This window comes from Streptomyces sp. Tu 2975 (assembly GCF_009832925.1).
Classification (GTDB): Bacteria; Actinomycetota; Actinomycetes; order Streptomycetales; family Streptomycetaceae; genus Streptomyces.
This window is the reverse complement of the sequence record NZ_CP047140.1, coordinates 3,887,814-3,905,097: the sequence shown is the minus strand read 5'-3', so window position 1 is coordinate 3,905,097 and position 17,284 is coordinate 3,887,814. Positions and strand designations below refer to the sequence as shown.

Sequence of the window (17,284 nt, the reverse complement as noted above, 5' to 3'; positions counted from 1 at the left end):
GAAGGACTATGGGAACAGCCGTAGGAGGTGGGAGGGCCGTACCTCGGTACGTTCAGATCGCCGACGAGATCATTCAGCAGATCCGGGCAGGTGTCCTCAGGCCTGGTGACCTGGTGCCGAGTGAATCCGAACTGGTGGAGCGCTACGGCGTCTCCGGCGGCACCATCCGCAAGGCCATGGTGGAGGTCCGGGCCAGCGGGCTCGTAGACACCCGCCACGGCAAGGGCTCGATCGTGAAGGACCGGCCGCCCGTGCGGCTGCGCTCCTCGGATCGCTTCCGCGCCTCGCACCGCCGCGGCGGCAAGGCCGCATATCTTGCCGAGTCGGCCCAGTCCGGCGCCACGGCCAAGGTGAGCGTCCTCTACATCGGCCCGATGGAGGCACCAGAGGACATCGCCGACCGGCTAGGCGTCTCCGCCGGCACCCAGGTTCTTGCCCGGCGGCGGCTCTACTTCCGCAACGGCGTCCCCGTCGAGACGGCCACCTCGTACCTGCCGTGGGACGTGGTCAAGGACATCCCCGAACTGTTCGCCGAGAACCCCGGCCCCGGCGGCATCTACGCCCGCCTGGAGGACGACGGCCACACCTTCGCCGAGTTCGTCGAGACCCTGACAGCGCGCCCGGCCTCCAAGGCTGAGGCGTCGGAACTGGCGCTGAGCCCCGGTGCACCCGTCGTGCACCTCCTTCGCAACGCAGTCACCGAAGCGGGCCGGGTGGTGGAGGTCTGCGACACCCTCATGGCCGCTGACCAGTTCGTTTTCGAGTACCGCATTCCCGCAGCCGACTGACGCTCGCTCAACTCTTCTCAACCCGCCGGGACTTCTTCGTCTTGGCGGGTTGACTCATGTATAGGAGTCGTGCACTCTTCTTCATGTCACTCATGTACATGAGTGACAGAGTCCAGCACTTCTAGAGGAGTGATCTCTGTGCGTCAGATCCCCGTCGACACTTCCGCCGCCTCCGTCATGGCGGCTCAGCCGCCGCAGCCCAAGGTCAAGGATCGCCGTACCGGTGAAATCGCCGTCGACGCCGAGACCGGGACGACGCTGATGACCGTGAACGTGATGTTCGCGGCCAACGACACCGTGGAACTCCTTCCTGTGACGGTTCCGAAGACCGGCATCTCCGGTGACCTGACGATGGGCACCCCGGTCGCGCTGACCGGTCTGGTCGCCCGGCCGTGGGAGCGGGATGGCCGTCACGGCATCGCCTTCCGCGCGGTCGCCGTCACGTCGCTGGTCGAGGGCGCCACGAAGCCGAAGGCGGCCTGATCATGACCGGCTTCACGGTCGCGCTCCTGGTGGTCGTCGCCGTCGCGGGTCTCCTGCGGTGGCGGCGCCCCGCCTGGTGCTGGCTGACCTTCGGCGTCACCCTGGCCGTGCTGCGGGTCCTGGTCCGCTACACCTCGGTCATGGAAGCATGCGGGCTGACCGTCCCGCCGCCGCGCTGGCGGCTCACCATCGCCCGGATGGCCAACCGCCCGGCTCCCGAGTCGCGTGCACCGCGCATCCTGCGGCTCCGCCCGACCCGCACCGGCCTGGTCCTACGGCTGGGGCTTCGGCCCGGTCAGGACGCCTTCGACGTGGCCGCCTCGTGCGACCGGCTGCGGCACTCGTTCGCCATGTACGGCGTCACCTCGCGTGAAATCCGCTCAGGTGTGGTCGAGCTGCGGATGACCGGCTACGACGTCCTGGCCCGGGTCCAGATGCCCACCAAGCTCGACCGCGTGCCGATGCGCGTTCCTGTCGCCCTGCGCGAGGACGGAGCCGTCCACTACCGCGACTATCGCACCTGCCCGCACGCCCTGACCGTTGGGGCCACGAAGTCCGGCAAGTCCGTCTACCAGCGCAACTTGGTCGCCGAACTCGCCGCCGAGAGCGTTGCCTTGGTCGGCATCGACTGCAAGCAAGGGGTGGAGCTGTTCCCGCTGGCCCGCCGGTTCTCCGCGCTGGCCGACAACCCCGACACCGCCGCCGACCTCCTCGACGCACTCGTCACGCACATGGAGGGCGTCTACCAACTGATTCGCGCCGACCAACGCATCACCGCCGACATCCCCGACGCAGAGATCGCCGCCGACATCTGGGACCTGCCGGAGACCCTGCGCCCGACACCGATCGTCCTGCTCGTCGACGAGGTCGCCGAACTCGCTTTGTTCGCTACCAAGGAAGAGGAGAAGCGCCGGGACCGCATCATCACCGCGCTCGCCCGTCTCGCCCAGCTCGGCCGCGCCGCCGGCATCTATCTGGAGATCTGCGGGCAGCGCTTCGGCTCCGAACTCGGCAAGGGCATCACCATGCTCCGCGCCCAACTCACCGCCCGCACCGCCCACCGCGTCAACGACGAAACCTCCGCCACCATGGCCTTCGGCGACATCGCCCCCGACGCCGTCATGGCCGCCATCTCCATCCCTACCGACACACCCGGCCTCGCCGTCACCGGCGACTCGACCGGCGGTTGGGCCCGCATCCGCACCCCGCACACCTCGATGCGCCAGGCCGTCAACGCCTGCAACCGGTACGCCCACCGCACCCCCGAGCTGCCCGGCCTCGTCGCCTTCCGGCCCGAGCTGCCGCCCACGGTCTCGCTCGTCAAAATCCCGGCCCAGGCAGAGGCACCCGCCTCCGTCTGACCCGCCCCCGCATCCCGGTCGGCGCGACCGTCTCGCGCCAGCTCCCTACCCCCGCCATGCCCAAACGCCCTGCAAAGGAGGTGAAGCTATGACCCGCTCACTGCGCATCGACGCCGTCCTGGTGCAAGCCGTGATCGCCGGGGCCCTGTCCTTCGCCCACCTGCACGACCTTGCCGCCGCTGCCGGACAGACCGGATGGAAGGCATGGGCCTACCCCGTCTCCGTCGACCTGCTCCTGGTCGCCGCCTGGCGTCGCCTGCGCAACGACGGACCCTCCCGGCTCGCCTGGTGCTGGTTCCTGATCGCCCTGGTCGCCTCACTCGGCGCGAACGTCGCCACCGCCGGATTCCTCGACCTCCAGCACCCACCCGCCTGGCTGCGCTTCGGCATCGCCGGATGGCCCGCCCTCGCCTTCCTCGGCGGCACACTCCTCGCCCACTCACCCACCGCGACCGACCTCGCCCATGAGTCGGAGCCGACGACCGCGCCGGTCGAGGTGGTGCCGGCCGAACCGGGGACCACTCCCGAGCCGGTTCCCGTCGCCGATCCGGAGCCCACCCCGGCCCTGCCCGCAGTGTTGGAACCTGCTCCCGTCCCGGCTCCGCCCGTCCCGGTCGCGCTCGTCGACCACGCCCGCAAGGTCGCCGACGACCACCACGCCCGTACCGGCACACCGATCGACACCGACACCCTGCGCGCCCGACTCGGCGTCCCCGCGCCGATGGCCGACGCCATCGCCGCCCAACTCGCCTGACCTCGAAGGGAGAAGTCCCGTGCCCCGTGACCCGGCCGACCTGACCGCCGCCGACTACCTCGACAGCGCCCGCGAGATGACCGTCGCTGACCGGCCCTACCTCGCCCACCTGCTCGCCGAGGAAGCCGCCCAGCGCACCGACGACCCGGCCACCGCCGCCGGTATCCGGGCCACCTACCCCGACCCGACGACCACTCGAACGGAGAGCGACTGACATGCCCGCCCGTGACCACTTCCACTCCGTCATGCGGATCGGCCCCGTACAGATCGGCACCCACCGCGACCGGCACGGCCGCACCAAGCACGCCGCCGTCTGCACCGCCGACCGCTGCGGCTGGTCCGCCGACTTCTCCAGCTCCTCGGCCGCCCAGCTCGCCGCCCGCACCCACCGCTGCCGCATCACCGACTGAACGGGAGACCACCGCCATGGACGTTCCGCTCTGGCTCGCCCTGATCGTCGTCGGCGCCCTCGGCATCAAGCTCATCCGCCCGCCCTGGTGGCTCGTCGCCGTGCTCCTCCTCGGCGGCTTCCTTCTCGCCGACAGCCTCCTGGCCCCCGTCATCGACACCGCCATCAGCAAGTAGCCCACCGCAGAAAGGAGAAGCACTCATGTTCCGACCGAAGATCCCGACCATGCCGACCCCGACCGGCATCGTCACCTCGCCCGTCGTCGAGCCGACCGCGATCGTCCAGCACACCCCCGACTCGGTCCCGGCTCCGGTCCTCGTCGCCCCGGCGGTACCGGCCCGGCCCACGGTCCAGCTCACGCCCGGCACCGCGCTCGCCCTCGTCGGTGGCGGCACCGCCGTCGTCCTGGTCGTCGGCGCGGTCCTGGTCTCGATGCTCCTGGCGGTCGCCGTCACCGCGGCGTCGGTCGCCGTGTGCGCGCTCGTCGTCCGTTCGCTCATCGCCTCCGAGCACAAGCGCCGCTGACCGGCTCCCGGGGCGGTCTCGTCCGCCAAGTCTTGCCCGCCCCGGGAGCCGTGCCCCAACCCATCGCAAAGGACAAGAAGGGACACCCATCATGGCCCAGCCCACCACCACGCCCGCGCGGGTCTGCTCGAACTGCGACGGCTTCCCCACCGTCCGCGTCACCCTCGGCGGCCGCGACCGATACGGCAACCTGCGCACCATCACCGTCCACTGCCCGGCCTGCCACGGCACCGGCACCCGTCCCGCCCGCCGGCCGATCCCCGCCCGCATCGAGGTGGCCGCGTGACCCACACCGTCACCGCGGCGGGCCTGGACCCGGCCACCCTCGAGGATGTCCTCCGGGTGGCCGGGTCCCCCGGCTTCGACCGCTGGAAAGACCAGATCCACCGCACCGGCGGCTGTTCCGACCCCATTCACCTCACCGGCTGGACCCTCGCCAAGGACCGCACGACCGGCGAGACGCTGCGCCGCTACTCCACCGACACCGAACCGGACGGACGGCTCCGCGTCGCCTGCGGCAACCGCCGCGCCTCCCGCTGCCCCACCTGCGCCTACACCTACGCCGGAGACACCTACCACCTCATCCGCGCGGGCCTGGCCGGGGACGTGTCCAAGGACATCCCGGCGACTGTGCGGGATCACCCGCGCGTCTTCGCCACCCTCACCGCCCCGTCGTTCGGCCCGGTCCACAACCGGCCGGACCGTGGCGTCTGCCGCTGCGGCACCCGCCACCTCGAGGACGACCCCGCCCTGGGCACCGCGCTCGACCCGGCCACGTACGACTACGCGGGCACGGTCCTGTTCAACAACCACGCCGGGCAGCTGTGGCAGCGCTTCACCACCCGTCTGCGCCGCGAGATCGCCGCTCGTGCCGGACTCACCCAACGTGCCCTCGCCGACCAAATGCGTGTCTCCTACGGCAAGGTCGCCGAGTTCCAGAAGCGCGGAGCGATCCATTTCCATGCCGTGATCCGCCTCGACGGACCGGACGGCCCCGACACCGCCCCGCCGTCCTGGGCGAGCGTGCAGCTGCTCGAGGACTCCATCCGCGCGGCGGTCGCCCACTCCTACACCTCGATCACCGTCCCGGCCGCCGGAGACCAGCCCCGCCGGCCTTTCCGCTGGGGCACCCAGCTCGACATCCGACCGGTCAAGGCGTTCGGTGACGGCTCCGACATCACCGAACAGGCAGTCGCCTCCTACGTCGCCAAGTACGCCACCAAGGCCGCCGAGTCGACCGGCAGCCTCGACCGGCGCATCGGGAACCGGGAAGTCCTCGACCTCCTGGACGTGCCCGACCACCCCCGCCGCCTCATCGAAGCCTGCCTCGACCTCGCACCCCTCTACCCCGACCGCAAGCTGGACGCCTGGGCGCACATGCTCGGCTTCCGCGGCCACTTCTCCACCAAATCCCGCCGCTACTCCACCACCCTCGGCGCACTCCGGCAGATCCGCGCCGACTACCGCGCCGCCCAGGACCACGATGCCCTCGGCGACCCGGACACCGTCCTCGTCCTCGCCTCCTGGGAGTACGCCGGACACGGCCACACCCCCGGCGAATCCGCCCTCGCCGCCACCATCGCCCGCGACATCCAACTCAACCGCGAGACCGCCCGCGAAGCCCTTGCCGACCTGGAAGGAGACCGGTCGTGAGTGACCTCCTGCTGACCGTCGAGCAAGCTGCCGAACGCCTCGGCACTACCGCCCGCTTCCCTCGGCGGCTCATCGCCGAACGGCGGATCGCCTTCGTCAAGGTCGGCCGACATGTGCGGATCGCGGAAAGCGCGCTCGACGCCTACATCGACGGCAACACCGTCCAGCCCATCCGCCGTCGTCGCGCTCGGTACGGGAGGGCTGCCTGATGGCGAAGAAGCAGAAGAACAAGCGGCGCTTCGGGCGCATCCGAAAGTTGCCTTCGGGTCGTTATCAGGCTCGGTACCTCGGCCCGGATGGCGTCGACCGCCCGGCGCCGCACACCTTCGAGACCGCACGGGACGCTGACGACTGGCTGGCTGAGCAGCAGACCGAGATCCGGCGCGGCGACTGGGCGGACCCTGACGCCGGAGCGGTCAACTTCAAGGAGTACGCGCTCCAGTGGGTCAAGGAGCGCCGTCTCTCGCCCACCACAGACGAGCTGTACCGGCGGCTGCTTCGGCTGCACATCCTGCCCGCCTTCGAGGACCTGGACCTGGACGAGATCACCCCGCCCCGCGTCCGCTCCTGGCGCTCCGAACGCCTCGACACCACCGGGGCGGAAACCACGGTCGCCAAGGCGTACCGGCTGCTGAAAGCCATCATGGAGACCGCTGCCGACGACGAGCTGATCCGGCGCAACCCCTGCCGTATCAGGGGCGCGGGCAAGGAAACCGCCGAGGAGCGTCCGACCGCCACCGTCGCCCAGGTCGACGCGCTCGCCGACGCCCTCGGGCCTCGCTGGCGGCTGATGGTCTACATCGCTGCCTACGGACCTGCCCGGCCGGAGGAACAGGCCGCGATGCGCCGCCGTGATGTCGACCTGGAGAACGTCGGCATCTGGGTACGGACCGCCGAGCCCGAACTCACCACCGGTCGGCGGGCACCGGGCGACACCAAGTCCGATGCGGGCAAGCGGTTCCTCGTCCTGCCGGCCTTTCTGGAGAAGGACCTCAAGCGGCATCTCGCCTGGTACGCGGAGAAGCAGCCGGACGGACTGCTGTTCGTGGGGGAGCGCGGCAAGCCGTTCCGGCGCTCCACCTTCGGGCGGAAGTGGCGGAAGGCTCGTGCGTCGGTCGGGCTGCCGGAGAACTTCCGCTTCTACGACCTTCGTCACACCGGTCACACGCTCTCGACGCAGTCGGGTGCCACGCTCAAGGACACGATGGTCCGTGCCGGGCAGTCCTCCGAGCGAGCGGCGCTGATCTATCAGCACTCGAACCTGGAGCGTCAGCGGGAGGTGGCCGACGGAATCGACGCCCGTGTCCGCGCCGAGCGTGAGAAGGCCGGCAACGTGCCCGATGATCAGGCATCGGGCACGGAACGGGCACGCGAAGCCTGATCCGGTCTAGACAACAAAGAAGCCCCGGGCCGCTGGCCTGGGGCTTTCTGCTGGAGCGGGTGACGGGAATCGAACCCGCGCTCTGAGCTTGGGAAGCTCATGTTCTACCATTAAACTACACCCGCACAGCGGCCCGGTGATCAGTGCCGCATCGTCGCACACTCTACCCCATCGCTCGCCCCACGGTGTATTTCGCCGCGGGGCGTTCGTGTTCCGTGGGACGTGGACGCGGGTGCGGAGCGCGGGAGTTGAGGCGTACCGTGGCGGGCGGAGTGCCGCGTGCGGTGGTGTCCTGGGTATCCCCTAATGTGAGGTTCGTCCGCATTCGTTGGGGAAGGGGCCTGATGGACCTGATGGAGCGCACGGTCGTCCGCTGTGCCGAGGGGCATGTGTTCAGTACCGCTTCGTTTCCGATGCAGCAGCTCGGGGCGGACCGGATCGGGCCGGGACGGCTCATCCGGTGTCCGCGCTGCGCTCGGCTGAGGAGCGCCGTGCCCGTGGCGCAGAGGCAGCAGGGGCAGCAGGGCGGGCGATAAGGGCAGGCGACAGCAGTGCCAGGGGCGCGCGGGCAGGTGTCCGATTGGGGACGGCCCGCGCGCTCTGCGTATCCTCGGGGCGTGCTTCTCTCAGACAAGGACATCCGGGCCGAGATCGACGCCGGGCGCGTGCGCATCGATCCGTACGACGAATCCATGGTGCAGCCCTCGAGCATCGATGTGCGGCTGGACCGCTACTTCCGGGTGTTCGAGAATCACCGCTACCCCCACATCGACCCCGCCGTCGAGCAGGCCGACCTGACGCGGCTCGTCGAACCGGAGGGGGACGAGGCGTTCATCCTGCATCCCGGCGAGTTCGTGCTGGCGTCGACCTACGAGGTCATCTCGCTGCCCGACGACCTCGCGTCGAGGCTGGAGGGCAAGTCCAGTCTCGGGCGGCTCGGTCTGGTGACGCACTCGACGGCCGGCTTCATCGACCCCGGCTTCTCGGGGCATGTCACGCTCGAGCTGTCGAACCTCGCCACGCTGCCGATCAAGCTCTGGCCGGGCATGAAGATCGGACAGCTGTGCATGTTCCGGCTCAGCTCTCCCGCGGAGGAGCCGTACGGGAGCGCGCGCTACGGCTCGCGCTATCAGGGGCAGCGCGGGCCGACGGCCTCGCGGTCGTTCATGAATTTCCATCGGACGCAGGTGTGAGGACCTTCCAAGCATGAGTGACGTACGCGAGAATCTGACCTACGAGAAGTTCGGCGGGGCGATCCGCGAGCTGGCGCAGACGATCGCCGACGACGGGTACGAGCCCGATGTCGTGCTGTCCATCGCCCGCGGCGGTGTGTTCGTGGCCGGCGGGCTGGCGTACGCGCTGGACTGCAAGAACATCCATCTGGTGAACGTCGAGTTCTACACCGGTGTGGGGACCACGCTGGAGATGCCGGTCATGCTGGCGCCGGTGCCCAACGTCATCGACTTCTCCAACAAGAAGGTCCTCATCGCGGACGACGTCGCCGACACCGGCAAGACGCTCAAGCTCGTCCACGACTTCTGCCTCGACCATGTCGCCGAGGTGCGCAGCGCGGTGATCTACGAGAAGTCGCACTCCCTCGTGAAGTGCGAGTACGTGTGGAAGCGGACCGACGACTGGATCAACTTCCCCTGGAGCGTGGAGAAGCCCGTCGTGCGCCGCAGCGGCCAGGTGCTGGACGCCTGACGGCCCAAGGACAGTAGGGACGTACGTACGAGGAAGGGCCCGCCGGGAGTCGGCGGGCCCTTCCTCGTACGTACGCGTCTCAGATCGTGCCGAGCTTGATGATCGACAGCAGCGCGATCAGCTGGATGGCCGACGCACCCAGCGCCTTCGGCCACGGCAGGTCGTGCGACTTGCTCACCATCGAGGTGAACAGCGCGCCCGCCGCCAGCCAGGTCACCCAACCCAGCACCTGCACCAGGGAGTTCTCGCCACCGAGGAACATGGCGAAGACGAGGCGCGGCGCGTCGGTGAGCGACATGATCAGCATGGAGAGGCCGATCGTGGGCTGCCAGGCGCCGTCGCCGCCGAGCTGGCGGGCGAGGGTGTGCGTCACGGCGCCGAGCACCAGGCCGCTGATCACGAACGCGACGCCGGTGATGAGGACGTACGGGATCGCGTTGGAGAGCGTCGCGTTGATGACCTCTTGGCGCGGCTCGTCGAAGCCGAAGATCGCGAGCATGCCGTAGAGGAAGGTGACGACGAGTGCCGGGCCCCAGACCGCGTAGTCGCGCATCTGCAGGAACGTCGGCCCGGGCCGCAGCACGATGCCGCTGAGCAACTGCTTCCAGTGCAGGCGCGGGCCCGCCGGGGCCGCCGGGACGGCGCCGGCGCGGTAGGCCGCGCCGTCACCGTAGGGGTCGTCGTTCACGCTGAACATCTGCGTGTGGCCAGGGTTGTTGGCCGCGTACGGGTCCTGGGGCGGGGCGTACTGGGGGTGCGGATCGCCGAAGTACTCCGGCTCGCCGTACCCGCCGCCCCCTTGGGGGGCCGCGCCCTGCCGGGGCGCGCCGCCGGCGGGCGACCACTGCTGCTGATGCCCGTACGGCGGCGGGGCCGGCCGACCACCGCCCTGGTAGGGCGGCGCCTGCGGCGCCTGCTGCCGTTGCGGGGTGCGGTTGTCCCGGCCGCGTCCGATCCTGAATCCAGCCACGCAATCGAACGTACCCGGTCCGCGAGCACGAGGTGGCGGCGGACCGGGGACAAGAGGGCCTTTGCTGCCGAGCTGTGACATCCCCTAGGGGAACCCCGGGGGCCGTCCCCAGGATGCCCGGCAGCCGCCCAACCGCTGGTCAGGGCAGGAAGACGGACGTGCTGAAGGTGATCAGCGGGCGGGCGCCGGTCTGCTCCGCGCCCGCCGGGTGGAGCGCGACGACGTCGGCCCTTTCGCCGTGGTGTGTTCGTGTCACGACGTCGGGGCGCCGGTCGCCGTCGAAGTCGGCGTGTGCGAGGACGTCCGTCACCGGTTTCGTCTCGCCGGCCGGGAGCTCGGGTGCCGGGGGCACCGGTACCGCGTCGAAGACGTGTCGCCCGCCGGGGCGGCCGGGGCCGGTGGGCCCGCCGAGCAGGAGCGTGCCCTTGGCGGCGGTGCCCGCCGCGCGGGTACGGGGCAGGACGACCAGGTCGTCGGCGCCGTCGCCGGTCGTGTCGGCCTTTCCGGCGGGCGCCGCGAGGGCGGGCCCGCCGCCGGGGACGGGCGCGCCGGCCGCGCGGGGCGCACCGGTACGGGAGAACGGGCCGCGCAGGAAGCTGACGCGCCCGGCGGAGGCGGTGACGGCCAGGTCGGCGCTCCCGTCGCCGTCGAAGTCGCCGCATACGGGGTGGCCGGGCCAGTCGTTGCCGTAGCGGGCCTTGTCGGGGATCCGCAGGACGACCGCCTTGCCGGTGATGCCGGTGGGGGACCCGAAGAGCAGCTGGAGCGGCACGGGCGGGCGGCCGATGCCGTCGTACGGGGGTCGGTGGTCACCACCAGGTCCGCGTAGCCGTCCTTGTCGAGGTCGCAGGAGGTCTCCGCGTCGAACGCGGCCGGGAGGACGCCCTGGACCTCGGCGCCGTGCGTACGGGGCGTGAGGAGCTGCCGTACGGCCGGGTCGAGGCGTGTGCCGCCGCCGGTGCCGTAGACGATGCCGATGCCCGCGTCGTCCCCGTGGCTGTCCTTGGGTGACTTCACGAGGTCGTCGAGCACGAGGTCACGGTGCCCGTCGCCGTTGAAGTCGGCCGGGACGCGGCTGCCGTCGCCGCGCGGCACGGGGCGGGAGGGCGCGGTGGTGCGGCCCGCGAGGGGCGCGGCGTCGCCGTTCTTGGCGGCGGGCTCCGCGGCCGCGGGCGCGGGGTCGCTGTCGCAGCCGGTGAGCGCTGCCATCAGCACCGCGGAGACGCAGAGCAGTGCTGTCGCCGTGCCGGCTCGTGTACGCCGCACCACCCACCCCCGCATCGCTGTCACCCGTGTCATCCGCTGTCCCGCTCGCCCCCCGATGGTCGTGTGAGCCGGCCGGTGAGAGCAATGGAAAGCGTTTGATCGAAGGGCAAAGGTTATGAGGCATTAAGGGGGCAGAGGCCCATCGCCGGGGTGATGCCCGCGGTCCGCCGCCATGCCGGACCGCCGGCCTGCCCGCAACGTGCGAGCGGCCGGTCCTGCCCCCGAGGCAGGTCCGGCCGCTCATTGTTCTCCTGGTGGGAGACGGCTACTTCACGGGCTCCGGTTCCGGTGCGCCCTCGGTCTCCGCCTCCGGGGCGGGGTCGGACGGCGGCGTCTTCACCGAGTCGAGCAGCAGCTGTGCCACGTCGACGACCTGGAGGGACTCCTTGGCCTTGCCGTCGTTCTTCTTCCCGTTGACCGAGTCGGTGAGCATGACCAGGCAGAACGGGCAGGCGGTGGAGACGATGTCCGGGTCGAGGGACAGGGCCTCGTCGACGCGCTCGGTGTTGATGCGCTTGCCGATCCGCTCCTCCATCCACATCCGCGCGCCGCCGGCGCCGCAGCAGAAGCCGCGTTCCTTGTGGCGGTGCATCTCCTGCTGGCGCAGGCCCGGGACGGCCGACATGATCTCGCGCGGGGGCGTGTAGACCTTGTTGTGGCGGCCCAGGTAGCACGGGTCGTGGTAGGTGATCAGGCCGTCGACCGGCGTGACCGGGACGAGCTTGCCCTCGTCGATCAGGTGCTGCAGCAGCTGCGTGTGGTGGATGACCTCGAACTCGCCACCGAGCTGCGGGTACTCGTTCGCGATCGTGTTGAAGCAGTGCGGGCAGGTGGCGACGATCTTCTTCGCCGACTTCGGCTTCTTGGTCGACTCGTCCTCGTCGTCCTCGCCGAACGCCATGTTCAGCATTGCGACGTTCTCCTGGCCGAGCTGCTGGAACAGCGGCTCGTTGCCCAGGCGGCGGGGCGAGTCACCGGTGCACTTCTCCTCGCCCCCCATGATCGCGAACTTGACGCCCGCCATGTGCAGCAGCTCCGCGAAGGCCTTGGTGGTCTTCTTGGCGCGGTCCTCGAGAGCGCCGGCGCAGCCGACCCAGTACAGGTAGTCGACCTCGGTGAGGTCCTCGACGTCCTTGCCGACGATCGGGACCTCGAAGTCGACCTCCTTGGTCCACTCCACGCGCTGCTTCTTGGCGAGCCCCCAGGGGTTGCCCTTCTTCTCCAGGTTCTTGAGCATCGTGCCCGCCTCGGACGGGAACGAGGACTCGATCATGACCTGGTAGCGGCGCATGTCGACGATGTGGTCGATGTGCTCGATGTCGACCGGGCACTGCTCGACGCAGGCGCCGCAGGTGGTGCAGGACCACAGGACGTCCGGGTCGATGACGCCGTTCTCCTCGAGCGTCCCGATCAGGGGGCGCTCGGCCTCGGCCAGCGCGGCCGCGGGGACGTCCTTCAGCTGCTCGGCGGAGGCCTTCTCCTCGCCCTCCATGGTCTTGCCGCCGCCGGCCAGCAGGTACGGGGCCTTGGCGTGCGCGTGGTCGCGCAGCGACATGATCAGGAGCTTCGGGGACAGCGGCTTGCCGGTGTTCCAGGCGGGGCACTGCGACTGGCAGCGGCCGCACTCGGTGCAGGTGGAGAAGTCGAGGATGCCCTTCCAGGAGAACTGCTCGACCTGGGAGACGCCGAACACGTCGTCCTCGCCCGGGTCCTCCCAGTCGATCTCCTTGCCGCCGGACGTCATCGGCTTGAGCTCGCCGAGGGCGGACTCGCCTGTCGCGTTGCGCTTGAACCAGATGTTCGGGAAGGCGAGGAAGCGGTGCCAGGCCACACCCATGTTGGTGTTGAGCGCGACTGTGATCATCCAGATCAGCGAGGTGCCGATCTTGATCATCGCGACGAAGTAGATCAGCGTCTGCAGGGTCGGCACGCTCAGGCCGTCGAAGGCGAGCACCAGCGGGTACGAGACGAAGTACGCGGCGTCGTAGCCGTCGACGTGGTGGATCGCGCCCTCGAGCCCGCGCAGGGCGAGGATCGCGAGTCCGATGGTGAGGATGATGTACTCGACGAAGTAGGCCTGCCAGGCCTTGGAGCCCGCGAAGCGGGACTTGCGGCCGGCCCGCGAAGGCAGGTTCATCAGGCGGATCGCCATCAGGACGACGATGCCCACGACGGTCATCAGGCCGATGAACTCGATGTACATCTCGAACGGCAGGAAGCCGCCGAGGACCGGCAGCGTCCAGTCGGCCTGGAACAGCTGGCCGTACGCCTGGGCCAGCGTGGGCGGCAGGGTCAGGAAGCCGATCGCGACGAACCAGTGCGCGAAGCCGACGATGCCCCAGCGGTTCATCCGCGTGTGGCCGAGGAACTCCTTGACCAGGGTGATCGTGCGGGCCTTGGGGTCGTCGGTGCGGCTGCCCGCAGGCACCGGCTGCCCGAGCTTCACGAACCGGTAGATCTGCGCGACCGCTCGGGAGATGAGCGCAACGCCGACCACGCTCAGGGTCAGCGACACGATGATCGCGGCGAGTTGCATTTCGGGGCTCCTCGGGCCTGCGAGGGTGGGTGGTCCAGCACTACTACTAAGCGGTAACTTATTCAGTCCGTGCTGAGAGTACCCACTTATTCCGCCGCACTGTAGCCACGCGCGCGGTGATCTGTGTCGCTCAGGCAACCCTGACCGGGGTCACTGGGGCGGCATGGACGACGCGTCGTCCGGCGACCGCCACGGGCACCGTGCGGGCCAGGATCGCCAGGTCGAGTCCCAGCCAGTGCTGCTCCACATAATGCAGGTCCAGGACGGTCTTTTCCTCCCAGGGCAGCTCCGAACGCCCGCCGACCTGCCACAGGCCCGTCATTCCGGGCCGCACGGCGAGCCGGGCGCGCTCTGGCCAGAGCCCGTCGCGGACGGCGTCAGGGGCCAGCGGAAGTGGCCCGACCAGGGACATCTCGCCGCGGATCACGTTGAACAGCTGGGGGAGCCGGTCCGTGAAGTGGCGGCGCAACGCCCGGCCCACCGCCGTGACGCGGCCCGCGTGGCTGGTCCGGAAAGTGAACATCGTGAAGGTTCGGCCGCCGAGCCCCGCCCGCCGGTGACGCTCGAACACGGGCCCTGCCGAGGTCAGCGCCACGGCGGCCGAGGCGACAAGCAGGACCGGTGACAGCACCAGCGACAGCAGCAGGGCGCCGGTCAGATCGACGGCTCGTTTTGCCGACATGGGAGCGCCCTTTCGTCCGTGGCCGGCGGTCGTTCGCTGGCAGCTCGTGACCGCATTGACAGTTCTTGACCGCTTTTTTCGGATATGACTCTCTCAGATGCACGTGTGTCGGGAGGTGCGCCACGCGCGTGGGCATAGAGCTGCACGTAAGGGCGGGATAAAACTTGAGCCGCCTCGACTCAGGTTGGTTGACTCGGTCCAACGGGTGAGGCATCCTTGAGCCAGTTCCACTCAAGTCAGTTGTTGGAGGAATCGAAATGGCACGTGCGGTCGGCATCGACCTGGGCACGACTAACTCCGTCGTCAGCGTTCTGGAGGGCGGCGAGCCCACCGTCATCACCAACGCCGAGGGTGCCAGGACCACGCCGTCCGTCGTCGCCTTCGCGAAGAACGGTGAGGTGCTGGTCGGCGAGGTGGCCAAGCGTCAGGCGGTCACCAACGTCGATCGGACCATCCGGTCCGTCAAGCGCCACATGGGCACGGACTGGAAGATCGAGCTCGACGGGAAGAACTTCAACCCGCAGCAGATGAGCGCGTTCATCCTGCAGAAGCTGAAGCGGGACGCGGAGTCGTACCTGGGCGAGAAGGTCACCGACGCGGTGATCACCGTCCCCGCGTACTTCAACGACTCCGAGCGTCAGGCCACCAAGGAGGCCGGTGAGATCGCGGGCCTCAACGTCCTGCGCATCGTCAACGAGCCCACCGCGGCCGCCCTGGCCTACGGCCTGGACAAGGACGACCAGACGATTCTCGTCTTCGACCTCGGTGGCGGCACCTTCGACGTCTCGCTGCTCGAGATCGGCGACGGCGTCGTCGAGGTGAAGGCCACCAACGGCGACAACCACCTCGGTGGTGACGACTGGGACCAGCGCGTCGTCGACTACCTGGTGAAGCAGTTCGCCAACGGGCACGGCGTCGACCTGTCCAAGGACAAGATGGCTCTCCAGCGTCTCCGCGAAGCCGCGGAGAAGGCGAAGATCGAGCTGTCGTCCTCGACCGAGACGTCGATCAACCTGCCCTACATCACGGCCTCCGCCGAGGGCCCGCTGCACCTGGACGAGAAGCTCACCCGCGCCCAGTTCCAGCAGCTGACGTCCGACCTGCTCGAGCGCTGCAAGACCCCGTTCCACAACGTCATCAAGGACGCCGGAATCGCGCTGTCCGAGATCGACCACGTGGTCCTGGTCGGCGGCTCGACCCGTATGCCCGCCGTCGCCGAGCTCGTCAAGGAGCTCACCGGCGGCAAGGACGCCAACAAGGGCGTGAACCCGGACGAGGTCGTCGCCATCGGCGCCTCGCTCCAGGCCGGTGTCCTCAAGGGTGAGGTCAAGGACGTCCTGCTCCTCGACGTGACCCCGCTGTCCCTCGGTATCGAGACCAAGGGCGGCATCATGACCAAGCTCATCGAGCGCAACACCACGATCCCGACCAAGCGGTCCGAGATCTTCACCACGGCCGAGGACAACCAGCCGTCCGTGCAGATCCAGGTCTACCAGGGCGAGCGCGAGATCGCGGCGTACAACAAGAAGCTCGGGATGTTCGAACTGACCGGTCTGCCGCCGGCCCCGCGCGGGGTGCCGCAGATCGAGGTCTCCTTCGACATCGACGCCAACGGCATCATGCACGTGACCGCGAAGGACCTCGGCACGGGCAAGGAGCAGAAGATGACCGTCACCGGCGGCTCCTCGCTGCCGAAGGACGAGGTCGACCGGATGCGCCAGGAGGCCGAGCAGTACGCGGACGAGGACCACCGTCGCCGCGAGGCCGCCGAGAGCCGTAACCAGGGCGAGCAGCTCGTCTACCAGACCGAGAAGTTCCTCAAGGACAACGAGGACAAGGTCCCCGGCGAGGTGAAGACCGAGGTCGAGACGGCCCTCACCGAGCTGAAGGAGAAGCTCAAGGGCGAGGACACGGCCGAGATCCGCACCGCCACGGAGAAGGTCGCCGCGGTCAGCCAGAAGCTCGGCCAGGCCATGTACGCCAACGCCGCGCCCGAGGGCGCTGCCGCGGGTGCCGGCGCCGAGGGCCAGGCCGGTCCCGGCCAGGCCGACGACGACGTCGTCGACGCCGAGATCGTCGACGAGGACAAGCCGAAGAAGGACGGTGCCGCGTGACCGAGGAGACCCCGGGCTTCGAGGAGAAGCCCGACGTCCCCTCCGGCGCCACACCTGACGACGCCGCCGAGCCCGCCGAGACCTCCTCCGAGCAGGAGGGCCCGGCGGCCCCGGCAGGGGACGCAGCAAAGATCGCCGGCCTGACGGCGCAGTTGGACCAGACGCGTACCGCCCTCAGCGAGCGGACCGCCGACCTCCAGCGGCTCCAGGCCGAGTACCAGAACTACCGCCGACGCGTGGAGCGCGACAGGGTCACGGTCAAGGAGATCGCCACGGCGACGCTGCTGACCGAGCTCCTGCCCGTACTCGACGACATCGGCCGCGCCCGGGAGCACGGCGAGCTGGTGGGCGGGTTCAAGTCGGTGGCCGAGTCTCTCGAGACGGCCGCCGCCAAGATGGGCCTGCAGCAGTTCGGCAAGGAGGGCGAGCCCTTCGACCCGACCATCCACGAGGCCCTGATGCACTCGTACGCACCGGATGTCACGGAGACCACGTGCGTCGCCGTGCTCCAGCCGGGGTACCGCATCGGCGAGCGCACGATCCGCCCCGCGCGGGTCGCGGTGGCCGAGCCCCAGCCGGGCGCGGCTCCCGCGGCACAGAAGGAAGAGAAGTCGGCCGACGAGGAGAGCGGTGGCCCCGAAGAGGGCTGACGCAGGAA

20 protein-coding genes, 1 tRNA gene and 1 pseudogene are annotated in these 17,284 nt (G+C 69.6%); 17 read left to right on the top strand and 5 right to left on the bottom strand.

Annotated features, from left to right (window positions below):
- Positions 1-8 precede the first annotated feature (8 nt).
- The 12 genes from GLX30_RS17220 (at position 9) to GLX30_RS17165 (ending at position 7,354) form a co-directional block, all read left to right on the top strand.
- Complete coding sequence (locus GLX30_RS17220) at positions 9-788, top strand: GntR family transcriptional regulator (protein ID WP_159689507.1); 780 nt, start codon at positions 9-11, stop codon at positions 786-788.
- A gap of 138 nt (positions 789-926) precedes the next feature.
- Entirely contained in the window at positions 927-1,271 is a 345-nt protein-coding gene (locus GLX30_RS17215; RefSeq protein WP_159689505.1) for a hypothetical protein, read from the top strand.
- Between the two features lie 2 nt (positions 1,272-1,273).
- Positions 1,274-2,632 carry an FtsK/SpoIIIE domain-containing protein gene (locus tag GLX30_RS17210; RefSeq protein WP_159689502.1) on the top strand — a complete coding sequence of 453 codons (1,359 nt, stop codon included), beginning with the start codon at positions 1,274-1,276 and terminating at the stop codon, positions 2,630-2,632.
- Positions 2,633-2,720: 88 nt separating this feature from the next.
- Positions 2,721-3,386, top strand: a complete 666-nt coding sequence (locus GLX30_RS17205; RefSeq protein ID WP_159689500.1) for a DUF2637 domain-containing protein — start codon at positions 2,721-2,723, stop codon at positions 3,384-3,386.
- Positions 3,387-3,405: 19 nt separating this feature from the next.
- Positions 3,406-3,600, top strand: a complete 195-nt coding sequence (locus tag GLX30_RS17200) for a hypothetical protein (protein WP_159689497.1) — start codon at positions 3,406-3,408, stop codon at positions 3,598-3,600.
- Position 3,601: 1 nt separating this feature from the next.
- Positions 3,602-3,796 (top strand): mobile element transfer protein, encoded by a 195-nt coding sequence (locus tag GLX30_RS17195; RefSeq protein ID WP_134407181.1) that lies wholly within the window; start codon positions 3,602-3,604, stop codon positions 3,794-3,796.
- A gap of 16 nt (positions 3,797-3,812) precedes the next feature.
- Positions 3,813-3,971: a hypothetical protein gene (locus GLX30_RS17190; RefSeq protein ID WP_017947661.1), complete on the top strand. Its 159-nt coding sequence runs from the start codon at positions 3,813-3,815 to the stop codon at positions 3,969-3,971.
- 25 nt (positions 3,972-3,996) lie between these two features.
- Positions 3,997-4,320, top strand: a complete 324-nt coding sequence (locus tag GLX30_RS17185) for a SpdD-like protein (protein ID WP_159689495.1) — start codon at positions 3,997-3,999, stop codon at positions 4,318-4,320.
- Positions 4,321-4,411: 91 nt separating this feature from the next.
- Entirely contained in the window at positions 4,412-4,606 is a 195-nt protein-coding gene (locus GLX30_RS17180; RefSeq protein ID WP_159689492.1) for a hypothetical protein, read from the top strand.
- Positions 4,603-5,973 (top strand): replication initiator protein RepSA, encoded by a 1,371-nt coding sequence (gene repSA / locus GLX30_RS17175; RefSeq protein ID WP_159689490.1) that lies wholly within the window; start codon positions 4,603-4,605, stop codon positions 5,971-5,973. The genes GLX30_RS17180 and repSA overlap by 4 nt, the downstream gene beginning before the upstream one ends.
- Entirely contained in the window at positions 5,970-6,182 is a 213-nt protein-coding gene (locus GLX30_RS17170) for a helix-turn-helix domain-containing protein (protein WP_100108254.1), read from the top strand. The genes repSA and GLX30_RS17170 overlap by 4 nt, the downstream gene beginning before the upstream one ends.
- Entirely contained in the window at positions 6,182-7,354 is a 1,173-nt protein-coding gene (locus GLX30_RS17165) for a site-specific integrase (protein WP_159689487.1), read from the top strand. Before GLX30_RS17170 ends, GLX30_RS17165 begins: the two co-directional genes overlap by 1 nt.
- Before the next feature lie 51 nt (positions 7,355-7,405).
- On the opposite strand, the gene GLX30_RS17160 is transcribed toward GLX30_RS17165, so the two are convergent.
- A tRNA-Gly gene (locus GLX30_RS17160) sits at positions 7,406-7,479 on the bottom strand.
- A gap of 219 nt (positions 7,480-7,698) precedes the next feature.
- Here GLX30_RS17160 and GLX30_RS35280 point away from each other — a divergent pair.
- The 3 genes from GLX30_RS35280 (at position 7,699) to GLX30_RS17145 (ending at position 9,058) form a co-directional block, all read left to right on the top strand.
- Complete coding sequence (locus tag GLX30_RS35280) at positions 7,699-7,890, top strand: hypothetical protein (protein WP_159689484.1); 192 nt, start codon at positions 7,699-7,701, stop codon at positions 7,888-7,890.
- Between the two features lie 81 nt (positions 7,891-7,971).
- The gene (dcd, locus tag GLX30_RS17150) at positions 7,972-8,547 is read left to right on the top strand and encodes a dCTP deaminase (protein ID WP_005314571.1); all 576 of its coding nucleotides are present in this window, start codon (positions 7,972-7,974) and stop codon (positions 8,545-8,547) included.
- A gap of 13 nt (positions 8,548-8,560) precedes the next feature.
- On the top strand, positions 8,561-9,058 hold the full coding sequence (locus GLX30_RS17145) for a phosphoribosyltransferase (protein WP_005314570.1): 498 nt from the start codon (positions 8,561-8,563) through the stop codon (positions 9,056-9,058).
- 79 nt (positions 9,059-9,137) lie between these two features.
- On the opposite strand, the gene GLX30_RS17140 is transcribed toward GLX30_RS17145, so the two are convergent.
- The 4 genes and pseudogenes from GLX30_RS17140 to GLX30_RS17125 all read right to left on the bottom strand — a co-directional run bounded on the left by GLX30_RS17140 (position 9,138) and on the right by GLX30_RS17125 (position 14,512).
- On the bottom strand, positions 9,138-10,028 hold the full coding sequence (locus GLX30_RS17140) for a Yip1 family protein (RefSeq protein ID WP_159689482.1): 891 nt from the start codon (positions 10,026-10,028) through the stop codon (positions 9,138-9,140).
- Between the two features lie 139 nt (positions 10,029-10,167).
- Positions 10,168-11,237, bottom strand: a pseudogene (locus tag GLX30_RS35275) (VCBS repeat-containing protein).
- A gap of 322 nt (positions 11,238-11,559) precedes the next feature.
- Positions 11,560-13,830 carry a (Fe-S)-binding protein gene (locus GLX30_RS17130; protein ID WP_159689477.1) on the bottom strand — a complete coding sequence of 757 codons (2,271 nt, stop codon included), beginning with the start codon at positions 13,828-13,830 and terminating at the stop codon, positions 11,560-11,562.
- A gap of 130 nt (positions 13,831-13,960) precedes the next feature.
- On the bottom strand, positions 13,961-14,512 hold the full coding sequence (locus GLX30_RS17125) for a sugar transferase (protein WP_159689474.1): 552 nt from the start codon (positions 14,510-14,512) through the stop codon (positions 13,961-13,963).
- 257 nt (positions 14,513-14,769) lie between these two features.
- Here GLX30_RS17125 and dnaK point away from each other — a divergent pair, with 257 nt between their 5' ends.
- Positions 14,770-16,626, top strand: coding sequence for a molecular chaperone DnaK (gene dnaK, locus GLX30_RS17120; protein ID WP_159689471.1), 1,857 nt, complete (start codon positions 14,770-14,772; stop codon positions 16,624-16,626).
- Positions 16,623-17,276 carry a nucleotide exchange factor GrpE gene (gene grpE, locus GLX30_RS17115; RefSeq protein ID WP_159689467.1) on the top strand — a complete coding sequence of 218 codons (654 nt, stop codon included), beginning with the start codon at positions 16,623-16,625 and terminating at the stop codon, positions 17,274-17,276. The genes dnaK and grpE overlap by 4 nt, the downstream gene beginning before the upstream one ends.
- Positions 17,277-17,284: the final 8 nt, after the last annotated feature.

Excerpts from the sequence above, each read along its gene's own strand:
- GLX30_RS17220 (WP_159689507.1), top strand. The coding sequence starts at position 9 with ATGGGAACAGCCGTAGGAGGTGGGAGGGCCGTACCTCGGTACGTTCAG.
- GLX30_RS17145 (WP_005314570.1), top strand. The coding sequence starts at position 8,561 with ATGAGTGACGTACGCGAGAATCTGACCTACGAGAAGTTCGGCGGGGCG.
- GLX30_RS17210 (WP_159689502.1), top strand. The coding sequence starts at position 1,274 with ATGACCGGCTTCACGGTCGCGCTCCTGGTGGTCGTCGCCGTCGCGGGT.
- GLX30_RS35280 (WP_159689484.1), top strand. The coding sequence starts at position 7,699 with ATGGACCTGATGGAGCGCACGGTCGTCCGCTGTGCCGAGGGGCATGTG.
- GLX30_RS17205 (WP_159689500.1), top strand. The coding sequence starts at position 2,721 with ATGACCCGCTCACTGCGCATCGACGCCGTCCTGGTGCAAGCCGTGATC.
- GLX30_RS17190 (WP_017947661.1), top strand. The coding sequence starts at position 3,813 with ATGGACGTTCCGCTCTGGCTCGCCCTGATCGTCGTCGGCGCCCTCGGC.
- GLX30_RS17165 (WP_159689487.1), top strand. The coding sequence starts at position 6,182 with ATGGCGAAGAAGCAGAAGAACAAGCGGCGCTTCGGGCGCATCCGAAAG.
- GLX30_RS17195 (WP_134407181.1), top strand. The coding sequence starts at position 3,602 with ATGCCCGCCCGTGACCACTTCCACTCCGTCATGCGGATCGGCCCCGTA.
- GLX30_RS17185 (WP_159689495.1), top strand. The coding sequence starts at position 3,997 with ATGTTCCGACCGAAGATCCCGACCATGCCGACCCCGACCGGCATCGTC.
- GLX30_RS17180 (WP_159689492.1), top strand. The coding sequence starts at position 4,412 with ATGGCCCAGCCCACCACCACGCCCGCGCGGGTCTGCTCGAACTGCGAC.
- GLX30_RS17125 (WP_159689474.1), bottom strand. The coding sequence starts at position 14,512 with ATGTCGGCAAAACGAGCCGTCGATCTGACCGGCGCCCTGCTGCTGTCG.
- dnaK (WP_159689471.1), top strand. The coding sequence starts at position 14,770 with ATGGCACGTGCGGTCGGCATCGACCTGGGCACGACTAACTCCGTCGTC.
- GLX30_RS17130 (WP_159689477.1), bottom strand. The coding sequence starts at position 13,830 with ATGCAACTCGCCGCGATCATCGTGTCGCTGACCCTGAGCGTGGTCGGC.